This is a genomic window from Nocardia sp. CDC519, from assembly GCF_059509835.1.
On sequence record NZ_CM183377.1, the window covers coordinates 2,589,299 to 2,611,178 of the forward strand.

Sequence of the window (21,880 nt, forward strand, 5' to 3'; positions counted from 1 at the left end):
CGAGGGGTCGAGCACGGTGTCCTCGTCGCGCACTACGCCTTCCCCCGGACGCGACGGAATTCGACCGTCGTGGGGTACCCGGAGACGGCCTGATCGAAGGGTTCCTGGGAGGCTTGCACCGAATCGGTGAGGGTGCGCAGCACATGCCAGCCGAAGCTGCGCTGATCGGGCAGCCCCTCTTCGGCGGCCACGCCGGAGACCCGTACCTGCAGTTCGAGATCGCCCACGGTGAATCGGCAGTGCAGGCTGCTCTCGGGTGCGGCGACCGCGATCAGGGTCGAGCACACCTCGTCCACGGCCAGCCGGATGTCGGCCACTTCGTCCAGGGTGAAATCACTGAGCAGGACCAGTGTTTCGGCGAGCCCGCGCACGATCGGCAACTGACTGACCGATGCAGCGACCCGAATCTCCACCGGGGTGCTGTAGAGCCCCTGTTCCGCCGAAATGTTGATCACGCCATGAGGCTACCCACTCCTGGCCCGGGCAACCCAACCGCGGCTGTGACCCGCCCCGCAGTGGCGGCGCCCGCCGGTTAAACTCCCGCCTTGTGTCCACGCCGACGTTCTCCCGCCCCGAGTCCCCGATGATCGCTCCGTCGATCCTGTCCGCCGATTTCGCTCACCTCGCGGACGAGGCGAATGCCGTGTCCACCGCCGACTGGCTGCATGTCGATGTGATGGACGCGCATTTCGTGCCGAATCTGACCTTGGGCCTGCCGGTGGTGGAGAGCCTGTTGAAGGCCACCGACATTCCGCTGGACTGCCATCTGATGATCGAGGATCCGGGCCGCTGGGCGCCGCCGTACGCCGAGGCAGGCGCCTACAACGTGACCTTCCACGCGGAGGCCACCGACGATCCGGTGGCGGTGGCCCGCGATATCCGGGCGGCGGGAGCGAAGGCGGGTCTGTCGGTGAAGCCGAATACGCCGATCGAGCCGTATCTGGAGATCCTGCGGGATTTCGACACGCTGCTGGTGATGAGCGTTGAGCCCGGTTTCGGCGGTCAGTCCTTCATTCCGCATGTGCTGGACAAGGCTCGTACGGTGCGGCGCCTGGTGGATTCGGGGGAGTTGCGGCTGGTGGTGGAGATCGACGGCGGTATCAATGCCGACACCATCGAGCAAGCCGCTGCGGCCGGTATCGATTGTTTCGTCGCGGGCTCCGCGGTGTACAACACCGCTGATCCCGGCGCCACCGTGGAGACGCTGCGCAGGCAGGCCGCCACGGTGTGGGCGCGCTGAGCGGTTGTCGCCGGGCCGCTACCCTCGGCTGATCGTGCGGGTGCCGAGTGCTCGGGTGGCCTCGATGACGGCGCTCTGCGGTGGCCGGTCGGTGCCGCTTTCGGGGGCTTGTACCCAGCTGCGGTAGCCGGTGCGTTCGTCGTCGGGGGAGGGCAGCACGATGTGGCTGCCTGCGCTGGCGACGGTGGCGTAGAGGCGGAAGAGTTCGGCCGATTCGGCGGCGCTGAGGCTGTCGGGCCGGGCGGGGCCGGTGAGGAAGGTCCAGCGCCGGGCGCGTGGGTGGGCGACGACGGGGCCGGCGATGCCTGCCAGGCGCAGCCGCTGCTGTACTTGTTCGCCGAGTTCGGCGGGCATGGTGATGGCGCCGTAGCGGGCGCCCATTTTCAGCAGGATGCGTCGTGAGGTGGGGTCGATAACGGCTGGGAACTGGAATTCGCGCCGATAGCTGACGCAGCGGTTTTCCAGTGTGAAATCGACGAGCGTGGTCACGCCGCACCCCCGGTGGTGTGGTTTTCGCTGGTGGATGTGTACTGATCGACGGGTTCGGTGTCCGCGTCGATCTCGATTCTGTCCACGATGATCTTTCGGCTTCCTGGAGTGGTGGATGTGCCTGTTGTGCGGTGGCGCGCCGCGCGATCGGCCTCGTGGCGCGGTCGGCCGAGCGCATCCCGTCGACTGACGGAATGGACTGCTGCACAACGATCTTTGTGCGGCCTGCCCATCTATCCGGTCGCCGGTTGCGCTAGTCGATGGTGAGGTGTCACGTGTGGCGTGCCGAGATCGAACTGCCGTGTAGGACTCTGCCGTCCACAGTCACTCTGCCGTACGGAAAAGCTGGTGCTGTTGAACGGTCGGAGTCGGCTACATAACGATTTTGCGACAATATCGGTCCCCGTGCAAGCGATTGCGGAAATTCATGTTTCGGCGCCGTCTCGGCCGGGCACCGACTGTACGGGCGCGGGATGACATTCTTCTGTGCGTTTCGGAAAAAGTGGTGCAACAAAGTCTACGGACCGAACGAACAGTATTTTTCTGAATACCGATAGAGAATTAGTCGCCGCAAAATAATCCGTGTTCGCACAGCGGCCGCGACACATCCCTGAGGTCGGATTCCACGGCGCGTCACGGTCTCGTCGTCCGGCGTGGCATCGGTCGGCGAGTCGGTGGACCACGAGCGGCCGCGCTCGCCGGCCGACCCGGAACCGATCCGGCCGCGCTCACCCTGCCCGGTATCGCTCACTAGGCTTCGATCACGAGCACGGCACGGCCACGGGGAATACCGACCCCGGTCACGACCGTTCCGCAACCGGAAGACCACACGCGACAGGGAGTCAGGCATGTTCACAGGCATCGTCGAGGAGCTGGGCGAGATCGTCGCCACCGAGCAGCTGGCCGACGCCGCGCGGTTGACGATCCGGGGCAAGCTGGTGACCTCCGATGCCGGCCACGGCGACTCCATCGCCGTCAACGGTGTGTGCCTGACCGTCGTCGATGTCGTCGACGGCGACTCCTTCACCGTGGATGTGATGGCCGAGACCCTCAACCGCTCCAGCATCGGCGGCCTGACCGCGGGCGCCAAGGTGAACCTGGAGCGCGCCGCCGCCCTGAACAGCCGCCTCGGCGGGCACCTCGTGCAGGGCCACGTCGACGGGACCGGCACCGTGCTCTCCCGGACGCCCTCGGAGAACTGGGAGGTCGTGCGCATCTCGCTGCCGGACGCCATCGCGAAGTACGTCGTGGAGAAGGGTTCCATCACCGTCGACGGCATCTCGCTGACCGTCTCCGGGCTCGGGATCGCCGAAACCCCCGCGGCCGACGGTAACCGCGACTGGTTCGAGGTCTCGCTCATCCCGACCACCCTGTCGATGACCAACCTCGGGACCGCCGCGCCGGGCACCCTGGTCAACCTGGAGGTCGACGTCATCGCCAAGTACGTCGAACGCCTTCGGCAACGCGGCTGAGCACACCGTCCACCAGGCGGACCACTGCCTCCGGAGTGACACTTCCGACCCAGTAGTGTGGGGTGGCACCTTATTCGAGATGGAGCACAACAGACGTGACCAGGTTCGACAGCATCGAGCGCGCAGTCGCCGATATCGCCGCCGGTAAGGCGGTTGTCGTCGTCGACGACGAGGACCGGGAGAACGAGGGCGACCTCATCTTCGCGGCCGAGAAGGCCACCCCGGAGCTGATGGCGTTCATGATCCGCTACACGTCGGGCTATATCTGTGTGCCCCTCACCGGTGAGGACTGCGATCGCCTCGGCCTGCCGCCGATGTACGCGCTGAACCAGGACAAGCACGGCACCGCCTACACGGTGTCGGTCGATGCCAAGGAAGGCGTCAGTACCGGCATCTCCGGCGCCGACCGCGCCACCACCATCCGGCTGCTCGCCGACGCCGACGCCAAGGCCGACGATTTCACCCGGCCCGGCCACGTGGTGCCGCTGCGCGCCAAGGACGGCGGCGTGCTGCGCAGGCCCGGCCACACCGAGGCCGCGGTCGATCTGGCGCGGATGGCTGGACTGCGTCCGGCGGGTGTGATCTGCGAGATCGTCAGCCAGAAGGACGACGGGCACATGGCCCGCACCGAGGAGCTGCGCGTCTTCGCCGACGAGCACGAACTGGCGCTGATCTCGATCGCCGACATGATCGCCTGGCGGCGCAAGCACGAAAAGCATGTGGTGCGCGTCGCGGAAGCCCGCATTCCGACCGTGCACGGCGAGTTCACCGCGGTCGGTTACCAGAGCATCTATGACGAGGTCGAGCATGTGGCGCTGGTGCGCGGCGACATCCTCGACGGTGACGACGTGCTGGTCCGCGTGCATTCGGAATGCCTGACCGGCGATGTGTTCGGTTCGCTGCGCTGTGATTGCGGCCCGCAGCTGGACGCCGCGCTGGAGATGGTGGCCGCCGAGGGCCGGGGCGTGGTGCTCTACATGCGCGGGCACGAAGGCCGTGGCATCGGCCTGATGCACAAGTTGCAGGCCTACCAGCTCCAGGATTCCGGCCATGACACCGTCGATGCGAATATCGAGCTCGGCCTGCCCGCCGACGCCCGCGATTACGGCACCGGCGCGCAGATCCTGGTCGATCTCGGTATCCGTTCGATGCGGTTGCTGACCAACAATCCGGCCAAGCGCGTCGGTCTGGACGGTTATGGGCTGCGGATCACCGAGCGGGTGCCGATGCCGGTGCGCGCCAATGCCGAGAACCTGCGGTACCTGCGCACCAAGCGCGACCGCATGGGGCACGACCTGATCGGGCTCGACGACTTGGATCTGGGAGAGACCGCGCAGTGAATCCGGCCGGACGGAAAGGCGAGAACCGATGAGCGGTACCGGCGTACCCACTTTCGCGCTCGAGGATGCCAAGGAGCTGAAGCTCGGCATCGTCGCCTCGCGCTGGCACACCCAGATCTGCGACACCCTGGTCGCCAATGCCGAACGCGTGGCCAAGGAGGCCGGAGTGCGCGCGGTGACGGTGGTGCGCTGCGCCGGTGCGATGGAACTGCCGGTGGTGGCCCAAGAACTGGCCCGTACCCATGACGCCGTGGTGGCGCTCGGCGTGGTGATCCGCGGCGACACACCGCATTTCGAGTACGTCTGTGACGCGGTCACGGCCGGCCTGACCCGGGTCTCGCTCGACGAGAGCACCCCGGTCGCCAACGGTGTGCTCACCACCAACAACGAGAAGCAGGCGCTGGATCGGGCCGGTCTACCCGGCTCCGCGGAGGACAAGGGTGAGCAGGCCTGCGCCGCCGCCCTGGATGCCGCGCTGACCCTGCGTTCGCTGCGCGGGTCGAACTAGCCGATGCCCGTCGTTCGGATCTGGCGTAGGAACGCGGGCCCGGCCCCGGCCGGCTCGGCCACCGAGCGGCCGGTCTGGGATCTCGAGGTGCGCCCGCGCCGGGCACGGCGCACCGCGATCATCGTCGCGGTGCTGCTGGTGATCGCGTTCACCGCCGCCGGGGTCTTCCTGCGGGTCGGCTCGACCGGCGTGCATTTCCGGGTGCTCGATCAGTTCGCCATGGCGGGGATCGGTGTGCTCGGCGCGTGCGCGGTGCTGCTGCTGACGCGTCCGCGGGTGCGGGTCGGACCCAAGGGCGTGGTGGTCCGCAATGTCCTCGGCGACAACGAGTTTCCGTGGAAGTACATCCGCGGTGTCTCGTTCCCGGACCGTAAGTCCTGGGCACGGCTGGAACTGGTCGACGACGATTACGTTCCGATGTTGGCCATCCGCTCCAACGACAAGGAATACGCCGCCGACGCGCTCGAACGGCTGCGTGAACTGGGCGCGAAGTACAGCGGTTCCGGCGACTGATCGAGCGCCCGCGGTCGGAGCCTGCTCAGCCGGTCCCGCCGGGGCGGGTGGATAGGCCGGCGCCACGACGTCGAAGAGCGACACGACCGAAGTGCGGCCGGCGCGTTGTATCGGCGCGGAACTCGCCGGGTGCGCGACGATGCCGCGGCCGGCCGGGCCGCACGACCGCGGGCCGGCAGGTCAGACGGACGAGCGGGGTTCGCACGGACCGTTGCGCCGATCGCCGGGTGCGAAGATCAGCGGCGATCGGCGCGGTATCCGGGCCCGGTCAGCGCGTATCGCCGAGCACTTCACCTTCCCGGCGCGGGTCCGCGCCGCCGATCCAGCCGTCGCCGTCGCCGTCGCGGCGCACTACACTCAGTCCGCTCGTCTGCGGCGCCACCGACACCTGATGCCCGAGTTCGCGCAGGCGCACGACCAGCGGATCGTGCGCGCCGTCGTCGCTGGCATCGATGGCCGGATGTTCACCGCCGACCCCGGTGACCGGGGTGTTGGCGGCGCCGAACGACACCGCCGAAATCGCCTGCTGCGGGTCCAGACCCCAATCCAGCATGCCGATCAGCGTTTTCACCACGAACTGGATGATCACCGACCCGCCGGGCGATCCGGCGACATGGGTGAGCTCGCCGCGCGAACCGTCGGCCGCGTCGGCGAAGACCAGCGTGGGGCTCATCGAACTGCGCGGGCGCTTGCCGGGCTCGACCCGGTTGGCCAGCGGCATCCCGTCCTCGCCGACGGGTTCGGCGGAGAAATCGGTGAGCTGGTTGTTGAGGATGAATCCGTCGACCATGTGGAACGAACCGAAGGCCGATTCGACGGTGGTGGTCATGGCGGCGGCATTGCCGTAGGAGTCGACGATGGAGATCTGGCTGGTGCCGTGTTCGGGCGGCTGCGGACCGACGCCGACCGGTACCGGGCCGAAATCGCCGGGTTGCGCGGTGCCCATGCTGCGGCCGGGATCGATCAGCGCGGCCCTGCCCTTCAGGTATTCGGGGTTCACCAGGGTCTCGGGCGAATTGCCCGGCAGCGGCACGAAATCGGTATCGGCGACGTACTTGTCGCGGTCGGCGTAGGCGAGCCGCTCGGCTTCGGAGATCAGATGCACCGCTTCGGCCTTCGGCTTACCGCCGTTGCGGTCGACGTTGTCCGGGCCCATCGCGGCCAGGTCGAAATTCGACAGGATGCCAAGGGTGGCGGCGACGGTGATCCCGCCCGACGACGGCGCGGGCATGCCGCAGATCTCGTGTTCGCGGTAGTCGGTGCACAGCGCCGTGCGCTTCTTCGGCTGATAGTTCGCCAGATCCGCGGCGGTGATCAGGCTCGGGGTCCGGCCACCGGAACCCGAGGTGGCGGCTGCCACCACATCGTCGGCGATGGCTCCGGTGTAGAAGGCGTCGGCGCCGTCGGTGGCGATCGCGTTCAAGGTCTTCGACATCGCCGGGTTGGTGAGCACCTCACCGGCCGGTTTGGGGGTGCCGTCGGGGTTGAGGAAGTAGGCCTTCGCGGCCTCGTCCACCGCGAGATTCGGTGCTGATTCGGCGATTTGGCCCGCCAGCCGCGGGCTGATCTCGAAACCACGGTCGGCCAGCGAGACCGCCGGGTCGAACAGGTCGGCCCACGGCGTCTTGCCGTGTTCGCGATGGGTGAGTTCGAGCATGCGCAGCACGCCGGGAACGCCGATGGAGCGGCCGCTGGCGCGGGCATCCGGTTTCGGTTCGGTGCGGTCGGTGTCGCTGATCCAGCGCAGATAGTTCTCGGTCGCGGCGGCGGGCGCGGTCTCCCGGCCGTCGTAGGCTTCCACGGATCTGCTCGCGGCGTCGTAATAAACCAGGAAAGCACCGCCGCCGATACCGGAGGCCTGCGGTTCGACCAGTCCGAGCACCGTCTGTGCGGTGATCAGCGCGTCGGCGGCGGTTCCGCCGTCGCGCAACACCTCGCAGGCGGCCTGGGTGGCCAGCGGATTCGCCGTCGACACCGCGTAGGTGGCGGTGCGTACCGGTGTCATATCGCTGCGATAGCCGGACGCGATCTCGGGATTGGTGCTCAGGTTCTGCGTCGTGGTCGCACCGCCCGTGGTGGCGGGGGCGGCGGTGAGGGGAGTCCCGTTGGGTGTTGTCGTGCAGGCCGCCGTGTCCTCGGTTTCCTCCGAACACCCGGCCGCCAGCGAAATCACGAGCGCCGCAACCACGGCCGCTCCCGTCCGAATCTGTCGCGCACGCGTCATGCACGGACCTTAACCGCTGCCGCCGACAAACACGCCGCGATCATTCCCAGCGGTTCAGATTGGGCGATCCAGCCCCACTGGGCGCCGACGCCACTTCCACCGGACGTTTGACCTGCGACTGAACGCCGGACGTTGACCTCAACACAGGTTGAGCTCATAGCGTCGTGCGCGGAAGGGAGTTCAACAATGTCGATATTGGTAACGGGCGCAACGGGAAACACCGGACGGCACGTGGTGGCGGAGCTGCTGCGCCGCGGCCACAACGTGCGGGCGCTCACGCGAGATCCCGAGCGTGCCGCGGCACTGCTGCCCACGGGTGCGGACGTGGTTGCGGGCAGCCACACCGAGCCGGACACGCTGGATGCGGTGTTGACCGGGGTAACGGGCTTGCACATCACGGTCACCTCAGGGGTCGCGGAGACCGGCCCTGAGCTGGTGCGCCGTGCGGTGGCGGCAGGCGTCGAGCGGATCACGATCCTGTGGGGCGGGTATGTCGGCCCCGCCGAAACCGCGGTCGCGGAATCGGGCGTCGCATGGACCCGGCTGGAACCTCAGGAATTCATGTCCAACACCCTCGCCTGGGCCGACTCGATTCGCGAGGCCGGCGTGGTGCGGGAGCCGTTCGACGTGCCGAGCGCTGTCGTACACGAGGCCGACCTCGGTGCGGTGGCGGCGATGGCCCTGACCGAGGACGGACACGCCGGCCGGGCCTACACCCTGTCCGGTCCCCGAGCGCTGACCGTGCGTCAGCGGGTCGCCATGCTGGCCGAGACGATCGGCCGGGAGATCACCTTCGAGCAGCTGACCAGGCAACAGGCCATCGACCGGCTGACCGCCACCGGCGTCTCGCTGGCCGACGCCGAATATGTGGTCGGCTGGCATGCCGATCCGCCGGAGTCGGCCCGCACCCCGAACGGCGTCCTCGACCAGGTCCTCGGGCGTCCGTCGCGCACCTTCGAGGAATGGCTCATCGAGCACAAGGACCGTTTCTGACAGACGAACGGACTCGGCCCGGGCCTGCGCCGCCTGCGGATTCCGGCACGGCACGGCACGGGCCTGGCTACCATCTGGAGAACCCGGAGACGTCCGGGTTCGACGGCCGCGCACCGCACTGCTCGGACGCGAGCGGAGCCGGTTCCGCTCGACCCCGAGCGGAACCCGGTGCACCCGCGGCCGAGGTGTATCGGATAGGCGAGGTCGGGCTCCGGCCGTTCCCCTCCGGCGCAGGCCACGGATCGGGCTCGGTGACCCATTCGCCTGCTCCTCCGGAGGAACGAGATGTCGCAGGTGGAAACGCTCGGACAGGGCTCGCCAGCACGCGGGCCGCGCCCGGATATCGCGCTGTCGTGGCAGCGGTCGCGGCTGTGCGGAGTCGATCCGGGCGCGGGCCTGGACAGCGATCCGGATGCCGAGGTCGACAGCGCGGGCCGGCTGCTGCACGCGGCGCGGCCGATCCTCGACGAACTGGCCACGCAGCTGTCCGGGTCCGGACTCGCGGTCCTGCTCGCCGACGGGGACGGGCGCATCGTCTCGCGCGTGTTCGACGGCGCCGCCACCGCCCGCTGGTTCGACCGGGCCGGCGTGGTGGTGGGGTCACTGCTCGGTGAGGACCGTGCGGGCACCAACGCGCTCGGCACACCGCTCGAGCTGAAACGACCCATCGTCATCAACGGTTGCGAGCACTATCTCGAGCGGTTCAAGGATATGAGCTGCTACGGCCAGCCGATCATTCACCCGGTGACCCGCCGCGTGGAAGGGGTGCTCGATCTGAGCGCGCGCGGCGCCGAGGCCAACCCGCTGTTCGCGCCGTTGGTGGCACGGGCGGTGGCCGATATCGAAGCGCGGTTGCTCGCCGGGCGCCGTGCCGCCCAGCAGCGATTGATCGAGGCATTCCAGCGGGCGCCCGCGCACCGCGATGTCGCCGTCGCCGTGATCGGCGGTGACGTGGTGCTGGCCAATCCGGCCGCGATGGACCTGTTCGATCAGGCCGACCATCACACGCTGCGGGAGCTCGCGCTGGACCTGCGTCCGGGCGGCCAGCGGCGGATAAGCCTCGAACTGTCCTCGGGGGAGCGGGCGGTCGTGCAGGCCGACGCCATCCCCGGTACCGATGGCGGTGCGCTGTTCGTGGTGCGGTCGGAGGCGCGGCTGCCGGTCCCGCGCACCCGCACGGGCGCCGCCGATCGCCTTCGGGACCGGCTGCGTGCCGTGGCGGCGGGCGAGGGCGCGGTGATGGTGGCGGGGGAGCCGGGTACCGGTCGCAGCACCGTCATCGCCGAGTTGGTCGCAGGGGCCGAGGCCGTCCGGGTCGACGCCGCCGATCTCCCTGTGCGGGACGCCGAGGCCTGGCTGCGGGCGGTGTGTGAGCGCGAGCGCCCGCCGGCGTTCCTGGCGATCGACGACGTCGATCGGCTCGCGCCCGAAGCGGTGCACGCCGTGGCCCAGCTCGTCCGGACCACCCGCTCACCTCGCGTGGTGCTGTCGAGCGGATCCGGCAGCGCACCCACCGCCGAGTTGTCGGCGTTGCTGGCTGCCTGCCCGCATCGGGTGCAGCTGGCGCCCCTGCGGGAGCGGCGCGCCGATATCGCCGAGATCGCGGCGCAGATGCTGGCGGGCATCCGTCCCGGACTGCGGCTCACCGCCCGGGCGCTGGGCGCGTTACGAGCCGGGCAGTGGCCCGGGAACCTCACCGAGCTGCACTCGGTGCTGGTCCAGGCGGCGAGCAGCGCCCGCGGCGACCGCATCGATCTCTCCGATCTTCCAGCGCCCTATCGGATCTCGCCGCGGGTGGCCCGGCTGTCCGAACGTGAACTGGCCGAACGCCGGATCATCATCGCCGCCCTGGCCGACAGCGGCGGGAACAAAGTGCACGCCGCGCGCAGGCTCGGGATGAGCCGGACCACCCTGTACGCGCGGATGCGGACCCTCGATATCGACCGCTGACGGTGTCCAGACATTGAACAGTTAGCGCGCACCGATCCATCGGAATATGGCCTGTGTCACAGACCGATTTCCCTGGAGGTACGCATGACAGCGGTGTCCGAGTTCCCGATCCGGACGCAGGTTCGCAGCTTTCTCGACCGTCCCAAACAGCTGCTCATCGGTGGTGAATGGGTCGACGCGGCGTCCGGGCGCACCTTCGCCACCGAGGATCCCGCCACCGGCGCCACCCTCGCCGAGGTGGCCCGCGGCGGCGCCGAGGACGTCGACCGCGCGGTCCGCGCGGCGCGGCAGGCCTTCGACGACGGCCCGTGGCAGTGGATGAAGCCGAACGAGCGCGAACGGCTGCTCTGGCGCGTCGGCGACATCCTGTCCGAGCGCGCCGCCGAGTTCGGCGAGCTGGAGGCCCTCGACAACGGCAAATCGGCGGGCATCGCCACCGCGGTGGACACCGCGTGGGCGGCCGACGTGTTCCGCTACTACGCCGGTTGGGCCACCAAGATCGAGGGCTCGACGGTCGACGTCTCGATGCCGTTCGCGCCCGGCGCCCGGTTCCACGCGTACACGCTGCGCGAACCGGTCGGTGTCTGCGGCCTGATCGTGCCGTGGAACTTCCCGCTGCTGATGGCGTCGTGGAAGCTCGCGCCCGCCCTCGCGGCCGGAAACACCGTGGTGCTCAAGCCCGCCGAACAGACCCCGCTGACCGCGCTGCTGCTCGGCGAGGTATTCCAAGAGGCCGGCTTCCCGCCCGGCGTGGTGAACATCGTGACCGGCTTCGGTGACGCCGGCGCCGCCCTGTCCGCCCACGACGGTGTCGACAAGATCGCCTTCACCGGCTCCACCGAGGTCGGCAAGCTCGTCGTCGACGCGGCCCGCGGCAACCTCAAGAAGGTGTCGCTCGAACTCGGCGGCAAGAGCGCCAACGTGGTGTTCGCCGACGCCGATTTCGACGCGGCGGTCACCGGATCGCTGAACGCGTGGCTGTTCAACCACGGCCAGTGCTGTGTGGCGGGAACGCGGTTGTTCGTGGAGGACAAGATCTTCGACGACTTCACCCAGGCCGTCGCCGATGCCGCCGCTGCCGTGAAGATCGGCCCCGGCCTGGATCCGGCGACCGAACTCGGCCCGCTCGTCTCGCAGGAGCAGTTCGACCGCGTGACCGGCTATCTGCAAGCCGGACTCGCCGACGGCGCCCGCGCCCTCACCGGCGGCAAACGGTGGGGCGAGACCGGGTACTTCGTGGAGCCGACCGTCTTCGTCGATGTGCGGCCCGAATTCAGCATCGTGCGCGAGGAGATCTTCGGCCCGGTCGTCGCGGCGCTGCCCTTCAACGCCGACGACGGGATCGACGCGGCGGTCACCGCAGCCAACGATTCGCCCTACGGGCTCGCCGCCGGCGTGTGGACCCGCGACGTCGCCAAGGCGCACCGCACGGCGCGCCTGCTGAAGGCCGGGTCGGTGTGGGTCAACCAATACAACGGTTTCGACACCGCGATGCCCTTCGGCGGCTACAAGCAGTCCGGTTGGGGTCGTGAGCTCGGCGCCGCCGCCATGGACCTGTACCTGCAGACCAAATCCGTCAACGTCGCCCTCTGAGCGCGACCGTCTACCGTCAGGAGAATGCCGTGAAAACCACCGCAGCCGTGCTCATCGACGCGGGCAAGCCCTTCGAGATCATGGAACTCGATCTGGACGGGCCCGGCCCCGGCGAGGTCCTCATCCGCTACACCGCCGCCGGGCTCTGCCACTCCGATCTGCATCTCACCGACGGCGATCTGCCGCCGCGCTATCCCATCGTGGGTGGCCACGAGGGCGCGGGCGTCATCGAGGAAGTGGGACCCGGCGTCACCAAGGTGCAACCGGGTGACCACGTGGTGTGCAGCTTCATCCCGAACTGCGGGCACTGCCGCTACTGCTCCACCGGCAGGCAGAACCTCTGCGATATGGGCGCCACCATCCTCGATGGCTGTATGCCCGACGGGACCTTCCGATTCCATGGCAACGGAATGGATTTCGGCGCCATGTGCATGCTCGGTACGTTCGCCGAACGGGCAACCATCTCCGAGCACTCGGTGGTCAAGGTGGACAACTGGTTGCCGCTGGAGACCGCTGTCCTGGTCGGTTGCGGCGTGCCGTCGGGGTGGGGCAGCGCCACCTACGCGGGCAATGTCCGGGTGGGTGACATCACCGTCGTGTACGGCATCGGCGGGCTCGGCATCAATGCGGTCCAGGGTGCGGTGCACAGCGGTGCCAAGTATGTCGTCGCCGTCGATCCGGTGCAGTTCAAGCGCGAGACCGCGCTGAAGATGGGCGCCACCCACGCGTTCGCCACCGCCGAGGAGGCCGCCACCACCGTGAACGAGCTGTCCTGGGGGCAGGGCGCGGATCAGGCCATCATCACGGTGGGAACGGTCACCGAAGAGGTGGTGTCGGCGGCGTTCGAGATCGTCGGCAAGGGCGGGACGGTGGTCGTCACCGGACTCGCCGATCCGGCGAAGCTGACCGTCCACGTCTCGGGTGCGATGCTGACCCTGAACGAGAAAACGATCAAGGGCACGCTGTTCGGCTCGGCCAACCCGCAGTACGACATCGTGCGCATGCTGCGCCTCTACGACGCCGGTCAGCTGAACCTCGATGATCTGGTCACCACCCGGTACCGGCTCGAGGACATCAACCAGGGATATCAGGACCTGCGCGACGGGAAGAACATCCGTGGCGTGCTGATCCACGGCAGCGCCGGCTGAGATCGCGCTCGCTGCCGGGCGACACCGATGGTGCGTCCGGCAGCGAGCCTGAGCGGGGCTCCCACGGCGGAGTTTGTCGGAGGGCGTCGATAGGCTGGGCAGGTGGCAGATCCCGCGACGTACCGGCCGAAGCCGGGCACGATTCCCGTCGAACCCGGTGTGTACAAGTTCCGGGATTCCTACGGGCGCGTCATCTACGTCGGCAAGGCCAAGAGCCTGCGCTCCCGGTTGAACTCCTACTTCGCCGACGTGGCCTCACTGCATCCGCGCACCCGGCAGATGGTCACCACCGCGGCGAGCGTCGAGTGGACGGTGGTTTCCACCGAGGTCGAGGCGTTGCAGCTGGAATACAACTGGATCAAGGAGTTCGATCCGCGCTTCAACGTCCGCTACCGCGACGACAAGTCGTATCCGGTGCTCGCGGTCACCCTGAACGAGGAGTACCCGCGGCTGTTCGTCTACCGCGGCGCGCGGAAGAAGGGCGTCCGCTACTTCGGGCCCTACGCGCACGCCTGGGCGATCAGGGAAACCCTCGATCTGCTGCTGCGGGTGTTCCCCGCGCGCACCTGTTCCAACGGAGTGTTCAAGCGGCACAGCCAGATCGGGCGCCCGTGCCTGCTCGGCTACATCGACAAATGCTCGGCGCCGTGCATCGGCCGGGTCAGCGCCGAGGAGCATCGCCGCATCGTCGAGGATTTCTGCGACTTCCTCGCCGGGCGCACCGACCGCATGGTTCGCGAGCTCGAACGACGCATGCACGCCGCCGCCGACGACCTCGACTTCGAGACCGCCGCCCGCCTGCGCGACGACGTGCAAGCGTTGCGCCGAGCGTTGGAGAAGCAGGCCGTGGTCCTCGGCACCGGCACCGACGCCGACGTGATCGCCTTCGCCACCGACGAGCTCGAGGTGGCGGTGCAGATCTTCCATGTGCGGGACGGCCGGGTCCGCGGTCAGCGCGGCTGGGTGGTCGACAAATCCGGTGACGCCGTCGACGTGCCGGAGGCCGGTGGCGAGATGGCCGCGCTGGTGGAGCAGTTCCTCACCCAGTTCTACGGTGAGCAGGCCGCCGTCGCCGCCCAGGGCGCCGAGGAACAACCCACCGTGGTGCCGCGCGAGGTGCTGGTGCCCGAGTTGCCCGCCGATGTCGAGCAGGTGCAGCAGTGGCTGTCGCAGCTGCGGGGCTCGGCGGTGCAGGTGCGGGTGCCGCGCCGCGGCGACAAGAAGGCGCTGGCCGAGACGGTGCAGCGCAACGCCCAGGAGGCCCTGGCCCAGCACAAGCTGCGCCGCGCCGGTGATCTCACCTCCAGATCGGCCGCGCTGCAAGACATTCAGGATGCCCTGGATCTGGACACCGCGCCGCTGCGCATCGAATGCGTCGACATCAGCCATGTGCAGGGCACCGATGTGGTCGCCTCGCTGGTGGTGTTCGAAGACGGGCTGCCACGCAAATCGGAATACCGGCACTACACCATCAAGGAAGCCGCCGGTGAGGGCCGATCCGATGACGTCGGCAGCATCGCCGAGGTCACCAGGCGCCGCTTCGGCCGGCTGCGCCGCGAACGCGACGCCGCCGAACGGGTCGAGCTCGACACCCCCACCGCCCCCGAAGGCGCCCCCGCCGAGCACATCGACGACGCGCCGACCTCGCTGCCGGGGATCGATCCCGCGACCGGTAAACCGCGCAAGTTCGCCTACCCACCCAACCTCTACGTCGTCGACGGCGGCGCACCGCAGGTCGCCGCGGCCGCGGAGGTGCTCGACGAACTCGGTATCACCGACGTCGCGGTGATCGGCCTGGCCAAACGCCTCGAAGAGGTATGGGTGCCCAACGAGCCGGACCCGGTGATCATGCCCCGCACCAGCGAGGCGCTCTACCTGCTGCAACGGGTACGTGACGAGGCGCACCGCTTCGCCATCACCTTCCACCGCAGCAAACGCTCGCGCCGGATGACGGCCTCGGCCCTGGATTCGGTGCGCGGATTGGGCGCTGCCCGGCGAACCGCGCTGGTCACGCACTTCGGATCGGTCGCCAAGTTGAAGGAGGCAACGGTGGAGGAGATCACCGAAGTGCCCGGTATCGGGGTCGCCACGGCCCAGGCGGTGCTGGCCGCCTTGCGCGGAGATTAGCCCCGGTCGCGTACGTTGTGTAACTGCACCGGGTACCGAATTCGGTGCGACAAGATCGAGAGGCATCCAGACAACAGATCCGGTGGTACATGACACGCGTCGAATCGAACAGCAGCGGCCATGCCCCCGGGCCCGCCGCAGCGCGCGGCGGGCCCGCTGGTGCGCAGGTAGAGGTCGTTCTGGTGACCGGTTTGTCCGGAGCGGGGCGCGGTACCGCGGCCAAGGTGCTCGAGGATCTCGGCTGGTATGTCACCGATAATCTGCCGCCCGAACTGATCGGGCGCATGGTCGAGCTCGGCGCCGCCGCTGATCCGCCGATCCGGAGATTGGCCCTGGTCATGGACGTGCGCAGCCGGTTCTTCACCGGCGATCTCTCGGTGGTCACCGAGCAGCTGCGTGCGCGCGGTGTGAAGACCCGGGTGTTGTTCCTGGAAGCCTCCGACGACGTGCTGATCCGCCGGTTCGGATTCGCCCGGCGCCGCCATCCCTTGCAGAGCGAGAGCGCCGACGGCACGCTGTCGGCGGGCATCGCCGCGGAGCGGATCCGGCTCTCGGCGGTCAAGGCCGCCGCGGACGTCGTCATCGATACCACCGAGCTGTCCATCCACCAGCTGCACCGCAAGCTAGAAGAAGCCTACGGCGGCGGCGCCTCGGCAGCCTTGCAGCTGACCGTGCAGTCCTTCGGTTTCAAGTACGGGGTACCGCTGGACGCCGACATGGTGTTGGATGTGCGTTTTCTGCCCAATCCACACTGGATACCGGAACTGCGGGAACATTCTGGACAGGAGTCGGTGGTCAGCGAGTACGTGCTGACGCGTCCGGGCGCGGACGACTATCTGCGTACCTGCCACCACCTGCTCGACCTGGTCACGAACGGTTACCGCCAAGAGGGGAAGCGATACATGACGGTGGCAGTGGGGTGCACCGGCGGCAGGCACCGCAGCGTGGCGATCGCGGAAGCGTTGGGTGAATCGTTGCGCACCGACTCCGACGGGGTCGTCGACGTGGTGCGCGTGGTCCACCGGGATCTGGGGCGCGAATGACGGGATGGGATGCCAACCCCGCCATCGTCGCGCTCGGCGGCGGGCACGGTCTGTACGCGACGCTGACCGCGGTGCGGCGGCTCACCACCCGCATCAGTGCGGTGGTGACCGTCGCCGACGACGGCGGCTCCTCCGGCCGATTACGCGCCGAGCTCGGCGTGCCTCCGCCGGGTGATCTGCGGATGGCGCTGGCGGCGCTGGCCGCCGATGCCGACGGGGTGTGGACCCGCACGGTGCAGCACCGCTTCGGCGGCACCGGCGCGCTGGCCGGGCATTCGGTCGGCAACCTGATCCTGGCCGGGCTCACCGAGGTACTCGGCGATCCGGTGGCCGCACTCGACCAGGTCGCGGCGCTGCTCGGAGTGACAGGGCGGGTGCTGCCGATGTCGCCGATCGCCCTCGATATCGAGGCCGACGTATCCGGGCTGGAGGCCGACCCACGGGTGAGTCGCTGCATCCGCGGGCAGGTGGCGGTGGCGACCACCCCGGGCAAGGTCCGGCGGGTGCGGCTGATCCCGTCCGACCCGCCTGCCAGTCCGGAGGCCACCTCGGCCATCGAACACGCCGACGTGGTGGTGCTCGGCCCCGGTTCCTGGTTCACCAGTGTGATCCCGCATGTGCTGGTCCCCGAGCTGCACGACGCGCTGGTCTACACCCGAGCACGCAAAGTGCTCGTCCTGAATCTGGCCGCCGAGCCGGGCGAGACCGCAGGATTCTCCGCCGAACGCCATCTGCATGTATTGTCCCAGCACGCACCGGATTTCGCGGTCGACGATGTCTTGGTCGATTCCGGCTGCGTGCCCGAGGGCAGAGAGCGTGAACATGTGGCAAGAGCGGCCGAACAGTTGCGAGCGCGGGTAGTCTTTTCCGATGTCGCCGACGCGGGAACAGACCGGCACCATCCCGGAAAGCTTGCCGCCGCACTGGATCGTTTGATCCGGGAACCTCGGCCGACCATGTCAGGGCTTCGAGTCGAGGGACGGCACATGGGTCAGGATGTGCGGTCCGGGTTGGGTGGAAAGGAGCGCGTCTCGTGGCGATGACAGCCGAAGTGAAGGACGAGCTGAGCAGGCTCGCGGTGTCCCAGGTGAGTTCGCGCAAGGCGGAACTGTCCGCCCTGCTGCGCTTCGCCGGTGGGCTGCACATCGTCGGCGGGCGGGTGATCGTCGAGGCCGAGGTGGATATGGGCTCGATCGCGCGCAGGCTACGACGCGAAATCTTCGAGCTCTACGGCTACGGCTCCGACGTGCACGTTCTCGGTGCCGGCGGGCTCCGCAAGACCTCGCGCTACGTGGTGCGGGTGTCGAAGGAGGGCGAGGCGCTGGCCCGCCAGACCGGCCTGCTCGACGTGCGCGGCCGTCCGGTGCGCGGGCTGCCTGCCCAGGTGGTCGGCGGCAGCGTCGGCGACGCCGAAGCCGCTTGGCGTGGTGCGTTTCTCGCGCACGGCTCGCTCACCGAACCGGGGCGCTCCTCGGCGCTCGAGGTCAGCTGCCCCGGGCCGGAGGCGGCGCTGGCGCTGGTGGGCGCGGCGCGCAGGCTCGGCATCTCGGCCAAGGCGCGCGAGGTACGCGGCACCGACCGGGTGGTGGTGCGCGACGGCGAGGCCATCGGCGCGCTGCTGACCAGGATGGGCGCCCAGGACACCCGGCTGACCTGGGAAGAACGCCGGATGCGCCGGGAGGTGCGGGCCACCGCCAACCGGTTGGCCAACTTCGACGACGCGAATCTGCGCCGCTCGGCGCGCGCCGCTGTCGCCGCCGCCGCGCGGGTGGAGCGGGCCCTGGAAATCCTCGGTGACGAGGTACCCGATCATCTGGCCGCGGCGGGCAAGCTTCGCGTGCAGCATCGCCAGGCCTCGCTCGAGGAACTGGGCCAGCTCGCCGATCCGCCGATGACGAAAGACGCTGTGGCCGGACGTATCCGGCGCCTGCTGTCGATGGCCGACCGCCGCGCGAAGGAGCTCGGCGTGCCCGATACCGAATCGGCGGTGACCGCCGAACTGCTCGACGAAGCCTGAGCGGGCGGGGCCGGTTCTACCGGCCCGCGTTCGGTCGTTCGCGGGCCGCACCTCACCGGATTCGCAATCGTGAGGTGCATGTCCGCGGGGTTACGGCCGGGCACTACTGTAGGTAGAGACGGAATGAATCCGCTGAAAAGCTGAGGAGCGATAACGTGACTGTCCGGGTAGGCATCAACGGCTTCGGTCGTATCGGCCGTAACTTCTTCAGGGCGGTCGAGGCGCAGAAGGCGCTCGGCACCACCGACATCGAGATCGTCGCGGTCAACGACCTCACCGATAACGCGACCCTGGCCACCCTGCTGAAGTACGACTCGATCCTGGGCCGGCTGCCGCAGGACGTGTCGCTCGACGGCGAGGACACCATCGTGGTCGGCGACCAGCGGATCAAGGCGCTGGCCATCAAGGAGGGGCCCGCCGCCCTGCCGTGGGGCGATCTCGGCGTCGACGTGGTGGTCGAGTCCACCGGCATCTTCACCGACGCCACCAAGGCCAAGGGTCATCTGGCCGCAGGCGCCAAGAAAGTCATCATCTCCGCGCCCGCCAAGGGCGAAGACCTGACCGTGGTCATGGGTGTCAACGACAGCCAGTACGACGGCAGCCAGAACATCATCTCCAACGCCTCCTGCACCACCAACTGCCTCGGCCCGCTGGCCAAGGTCCTCAACGACGAGTTCGGCATCGAGCGTGGCCTGATGACCACGATCCACGCTTACACCCAGGATCAGAACCTCCAGGACGGCCCGCACAGCGATCTGCGCCGCGCCCGCGCCGCCGCGCTGAACATCGTGCCCACCGGCACCGGCGCCGCCAAGGCCATCGGCCTGGTGCTGCCCGAGTTGCAGGGCAAGCTGGACGGCTACGCGCTGCGCGTGCCGGTGCCCACCGGTTCGGTCACCGACCTCACCGCCACCCTGTCCAAGTCGGCCACCATCGACGAGATCAACGCCGCGTACAAGGCTGCCGCCGAGGGCCCGCTGAAGGGCATCCTGAAGTACAACACCGATCCGATCGTCTCCAGCGACATCGTCACCGACCCGCACTCGTCGATCTACGACGCGCCGCTGACCAAGGTCATCGACGATCAGGTGAAGGTCGTGTCCTGGTACGACAACGAGTGGGGCTACTCCAACCGCCTCGCCGACCTCATCGGCCTGGTCGGAAAGTCGCTCTGACCCAGATGGCAGTCAAGACACTCGCAGATCTGCTGGCCGAGGGTGTCGAGGGCCGGGGCGTGCTGGTGCGCTCCGACCTGAACGTCCCCCTCGACGACAATGGCACCATCACCGATCCGGGCCGCATCCTGGCGTCGGTGCCCACGCTGAAGGCGCTGGTCGAGGCCGGCGCCAAGGTGGTCGTCACCGCGCATCTGGGCCGCCCGAAGGGTGAGCCGGATCCGAAGTTGTCGCTGGCGCCGGTCGCCGCGCGGCTGGCCGAGGAACTGGGCCGCAATGTCCAACTCGCCGGTGATGTGGTCGGCCAGGACGCGCTCGCGCGTTCGGAAGGCCTCACCGACGGTGACGTGCTCATGCTCGAGAACATCCGGTTCGATCCGCGCGAAACCAGCAAAGACGACGCGCAGCGCGCCAAGCTGGCCGCCGCGCTGGTCGAGCTGGTGGGCGAGGACGGCGCGTTCGTCTCCGACGGCTTCGGTGTGGTGCACCGCAAGCAGGCCTCGGTCTACGACGTGGCGAAGCTGCTGCCGCATTACGCGGGCACGCTGGTCGCCGCCGAGGTCGAGGTGCTGGCCAAGCTCACCGAGAACCCGGAGCGGCCGTACGCGGTGGTGCTCGGCGGGTCCAAGGTCTCGGACAAGCTCGCGGTGATCGAGGCGCTGGCCCCCAAGGTCGACACCCTCGTCATCGGCGGCGGCATGTGCTTCACCTTCCTTGCCGCCCAGGGTCTTTCGGTAGGTTCCTCGCTGTTGCAGGAGGAGATGATCGACACCTGCAAGCAGCTGCTCGAACGCTTCGCCGACGTCATCCACCTGCCCCGTGACATCGTCGCGGCCGACAAGTTCGCCGCCGACGCCGACTCGAAGGTCGTTCCGGCCCACGAGATCCCGGACGGCTGGATGGGCCTGGACATCGGTCCCGAGTCGGTGGATCGGTTCTCGGCGCTGCTGACCGAGGCGAAGACGGTGTTCTGGAACGGCCCGATGGGTGTGTTCGAGTTCGACAACTTCGCCGCAGGCACCCGCGGGGTCGCCGAGGCGATCGTGACCGCGACCGGTAAGGGCGCGTTCACCGTCGTCGGTGGTGGCGACTCGGCCGCGGCCGTGCGCACCCTCGGCCTGCCGGAGGACGGTTTCTCGCACATCTCGACCGGTGGCGGTGCGTCGCTGGAATACCTCGAGGGCAAGGAACTTCCCGGCATCAGCGTGCTGGAGGAGGACGCGTAATGGCACGCAAGCCGCTCATCGCGGGCAACTGGAAGATGAACCTCAATCATCTCGAGGCCATCGCCCTGGTGCAGAAGATCGCGTTCGCCCTGCCGGACAAGTACTTCGACAAGGTCGACGTCACCGTCATCCCGCCGTTCACCGATATCCGCAGCGTGCAGACGCTGATCGAGGGTGACAAGCTGCGCGTCACCTTCGGCGCGCAGGATGTGTCGGTGCACGACGCGGGCGCCTACACCGGCGAGATCAGCGCGTCCATGCTGGCCAAGCTGGGGTGCAGCTTCGTGGTGGTCGGCCATTCGGAGCGCCGCCAGTACCACAACGAGGACGACGCGATCGTGCTCGCCAAGGCCAAGCAGGCGTTGAAGCACGAGATCACCCCGATCGTGTGCATCGGTGAGGGTCTCAATGTCCGCGAGGCGAAGACCCACGTCGAGTACAACCTCGAGCAGTTGCGGGGTTCGCTCAAAGGCCTGACGGCCGAGGAGATCTCGAAGATCGTCATCGCCTACGAACCGGTGTGGGCCATCGGCACCGGCAAGGTCGCCACTCCTGCCGACGCGCAGGAAGTGTGCGGCGCGATCCGCGGTGAGCTCGCCGAACTGGCGTCGCCGGAGGTGGCGGCGTCGGTGCGGGTGCTCTACGGCGGTTCGGTCAATGCCAAGAACGTCGGCGAACTGGTCTCGCAGACCGATATCGACGGCGCGCTGGTCGGCGGTGCCTCGCTCAAGGGTGACGAGTTCGCCACTCTGTCGGCGATCGCCGCGGGTGGCCCGCTGCCCTGATCAACGACCCTCGAGGCCCACCGGGATTGATCCCGGT

19 protein-coding genes are annotated in these 21,880 nt (G+C 68.5%); 16 read left to right on the forward strand and 3 right to left on the reverse strand.

All coding sequences use genetic code 11. From position 1 onward, the window contains the following. Positions 1-32: 32 nt before the first annotated feature. Positions 33-455, reverse strand: a complete 423-nt coding sequence (locus AC5W7N_RS11660; RefSeq protein ID WP_163816016.1) for an ATP-binding protein — start codon at positions 453-455, stop codon at positions 33-35. A 128-nt stretch (positions 456-583) separates the two neighbouring features. Between AC5W7N_RS11660 and rpe the strand changes: the two genes are divergently transcribed. Next, entirely contained in the window at positions 584-1,240 is a 657-nt protein-coding gene (gene rpe / locus AC5W7N_RS11665; protein ID WP_138447591.1) for a ribulose-phosphate 3-epimerase, read from the forward strand. Between the two features lie 18 nt (positions 1,241-1,258). On the opposite strand, the gene AC5W7N_RS11670 is transcribed toward rpe, so the two are convergent. Beyond that, positions 1,259-1,729 (reverse strand): hypothetical protein, encoded by a 471-nt coding sequence (locus AC5W7N_RS11670; RefSeq protein WP_163816014.1) that lies wholly within the window; start codon positions 1,727-1,729, stop codon positions 1,259-1,261. Positions 1,730-2,577: 848 nt separating this feature from the next. Between AC5W7N_RS11670 and AC5W7N_RS11675 the strand changes: the two genes are divergently transcribed. From AC5W7N_RS11675 to AC5W7N_RS11690, 4 genes are all read left to right on the forward strand, one after another. Then, positions 2,578-3,201 carry a riboflavin synthase gene (locus tag AC5W7N_RS11675; RefSeq protein WP_163816012.1) on the forward strand — a complete coding sequence of 208 codons (624 nt, stop codon included), beginning with the start codon at positions 2,578-2,580 and terminating at the stop codon, positions 3,199-3,201. A 95-nt stretch (positions 3,202-3,296) separates the two neighbouring features. Next, positions 3,297-4,541 carry a bifunctional 3,4-dihydroxy-2-butanone-4-phosphate synthase/GTP cyclohydrolase II gene (locus AC5W7N_RS11680; protein ID WP_130917023.1) on the forward strand — a complete coding sequence of 415 codons (1,245 nt, stop codon included), beginning with the start codon at positions 3,297-3,299 and terminating at the stop codon, positions 4,539-4,541. Between the two features lie 28 nt (positions 4,542-4,569). Next, positions 4,570-5,049, forward strand: coding sequence for a 6,7-dimethyl-8-ribityllumazine synthase (gene ribH, locus AC5W7N_RS11685; RefSeq protein ID WP_163816009.1), 480 nt, complete (start codon positions 4,570-4,572; stop codon positions 5,047-5,049). A gap of 3 nt (positions 5,050-5,052) precedes the next feature. Then, positions 5,053-5,562, forward strand: coding sequence for a PH domain-containing protein (locus tag AC5W7N_RS11690; protein WP_178128247.1), 510 nt, complete (start codon positions 5,053-5,055; stop codon positions 5,560-5,562). Positions 5,563-5,830: 268 nt separating this feature from the next. On the opposite strand, the gene AC5W7N_RS11695 is transcribed toward AC5W7N_RS11690, so the two are convergent. Then, positions 5,831-7,786 (reverse strand): gamma-glutamyltransferase family protein, encoded by a 1,956-nt coding sequence (locus AC5W7N_RS11695; RefSeq protein ID WP_495923698.1) that lies wholly within the window; start codon positions 7,784-7,786, stop codon positions 5,831-5,833. 186 nt (positions 7,787-7,972) lie between these two features. Here AC5W7N_RS11695 and AC5W7N_RS11700 point away from each other — a divergent pair, with 186 nt between their 5' ends. The 11 genes from AC5W7N_RS11700 (at position 7,973) to tpiA (ending at position 21,843) form a co-directional block, all read left to right on the forward strand. Next, positions 7,973-8,779 carry an NmrA family NAD(P)-binding protein gene (locus AC5W7N_RS11700; protein ID WP_495923700.1) on the forward strand — a complete coding sequence of 269 codons (807 nt, stop codon included), beginning with the start codon at positions 7,973-7,975 and terminating at the stop codon, positions 8,777-8,779. 285 nt (positions 8,780-9,064) lie between these two features. Then, a complete protein-coding gene (locus AC5W7N_RS11705) occupies positions 9,065-10,729 on the forward strand; it encodes a sigma-54-dependent Fis family transcriptional regulator (protein ID WP_495923702.1) in 1,665 nt (554 codons plus the stop codon). Between the two features lie 84 nt (positions 10,730-10,813). After that, positions 10,814-12,322 carry an aldehyde dehydrogenase family protein gene (locus tag AC5W7N_RS11710; RefSeq protein WP_495923704.1) on the forward strand — a complete coding sequence of 503 codons (1,509 nt, stop codon included), beginning with the start codon at positions 10,814-10,816 and terminating at the stop codon, positions 12,320-12,322. Positions 12,323-12,351: 29 nt separating this feature from the next. Then, on the forward strand, positions 12,352-13,470 hold the full coding sequence (locus tag AC5W7N_RS11715; protein WP_163815999.1) for an NDMA-dependent alcohol dehydrogenase: 1,119 nt from the start codon (positions 12,352-12,354) through the stop codon (positions 13,468-13,470). A 102-nt stretch (positions 13,471-13,572) separates the two neighbouring features. Then, positions 13,573-15,597, forward strand: a complete 2,025-nt coding sequence (gene uvrC, locus AC5W7N_RS11720; RefSeq protein ID WP_194989867.1) for an excinuclease ABC subunit UvrC — start codon at positions 13,573-13,575, stop codon at positions 15,595-15,597. Between the two features lie 89 nt (positions 15,598-15,686). Beyond that, positions 15,687-16,640 (forward strand): RNase adapter RapZ, encoded by a 954-nt coding sequence (rapZ, locus tag AC5W7N_RS11725; RefSeq protein WP_163815995.1) that lies wholly within the window; start codon positions 15,687-15,689, stop codon positions 16,638-16,640. Then, a complete protein-coding gene (locus AC5W7N_RS11730; protein WP_163815993.1) occupies positions 16,637-17,683 on the forward strand; it encodes a gluconeogenesis factor YvcK family protein in 1,047 nt (348 codons plus the stop codon). Before rapZ ends, AC5W7N_RS11730 begins: the two co-directional genes overlap by 4 nt. After that, a complete protein-coding gene (gene whiA / locus AC5W7N_RS11735) occupies positions 17,674-18,657 on the forward strand; it encodes a DNA-binding protein WhiA (RefSeq protein WP_163815991.1) in 984 nt (327 codons plus the stop codon). The genes AC5W7N_RS11730 and whiA overlap by 10 nt, the downstream gene beginning before the upstream one ends. Positions 18,658-18,812: 155 nt before the next feature. Continuing rightward, positions 18,813-19,832, forward strand: coding sequence for a type I glyceraldehyde-3-phosphate dehydrogenase (gene gap / locus AC5W7N_RS11740; RefSeq protein WP_163815989.1), 1,020 nt, complete (start codon positions 18,813-18,815; stop codon positions 19,830-19,832). 5 nt (positions 19,833-19,837) lie between these two features. Further along, positions 19,838-21,058, forward strand: coding sequence for a phosphoglycerate kinase (locus AC5W7N_RS11745; protein ID WP_195007053.1), 1,221 nt, complete (start codon positions 19,838-19,840; stop codon positions 21,056-21,058). Then, on the forward strand, positions 21,058-21,843 hold the full coding sequence (tpiA, locus tag AC5W7N_RS11750) for a triose-phosphate isomerase (protein ID WP_163815985.1): 786 nt from the start codon (positions 21,058-21,060) through the stop codon (positions 21,841-21,843). The genes AC5W7N_RS11745 and tpiA overlap by 1 nt, the downstream gene beginning before the upstream one ends. Positions 21,844-21,880 lie beyond the last annotated feature (37 nt).

Excerpts from the sequence above, each read along its gene's own strand:
- rpe (WP_138447591.1), top strand. The coding sequence starts at position 584 with ATGATCGCTCCGTCGATCCTGTCCGCCGATTTCGCTCACCTCGCGGAC.
- AC5W7N_RS11675 (WP_163816012.1), top strand. The coding sequence starts at position 2,578 with ATGTTCACAGGCATCGTCGAGGAGCTGGGCGAGATCGTCGCCACCGAG.
- ribH (WP_163816009.1), top strand. The coding sequence starts at position 4,570 with ATGAGCGGTACCGGCGTACCCACTTTCGCGCTCGAGGATGCCAAGGAG.
- AC5W7N_RS11690 (WP_178128247.1), top strand. The coding sequence starts at position 5,053 with ATGCCCGTCGTTCGGATCTGGCGTAGGAACGCGGGCCCGGCCCCGGCC.
- AC5W7N_RS11695 (WP_495923698.1), bottom strand. The coding sequence starts at position 7,786 with ATGACGCGTGCGCGACAGATTCGGACGGGAGCGGCCGTGGTTGCGGCG.
- AC5W7N_RS11700 (WP_495923700.1), top strand. The coding sequence starts at position 7,973 with ATGTCGATATTGGTAACGGGCGCAACGGGAAACACCGGACGGCACGTG.
- AC5W7N_RS11705 (WP_495923702.1), top strand. The coding sequence starts at position 9,065 with ATGTCGCAGGTGGAAACGCTCGGACAGGGCTCGCCAGCACGCGGGCCG.
- AC5W7N_RS11710 (WP_495923704.1), top strand. The coding sequence starts at position 10,814 with ATGACAGCGGTGTCCGAGTTCCCGATCCGGACGCAGGTTCGCAGCTTT.
- rapZ (WP_163815995.1), top strand. The coding sequence starts at position 15,687 with ATGACACGCGTCGAATCGAACAGCAGCGGCCATGCCCCCGGGCCCGCC.
- AC5W7N_RS11730 (WP_163815993.1), top strand. The coding sequence starts at position 16,637 with ATGACGGGATGGGATGCCAACCCCGCCATCGTCGCGCTCGGCGGCGGG.
- AC5W7N_RS11745 (WP_195007053.1), top strand. The coding sequence starts at position 19,838 with ATGGCAGTCAAGACACTCGCAGATCTGCTGGCCGAGGGTGTCGAGGGC.
- tpiA (WP_163815985.1), top strand. The coding sequence starts at position 21,058 with ATGGCACGCAAGCCGCTCATCGCGGGCAACTGGAAGATGAACCTCAAT.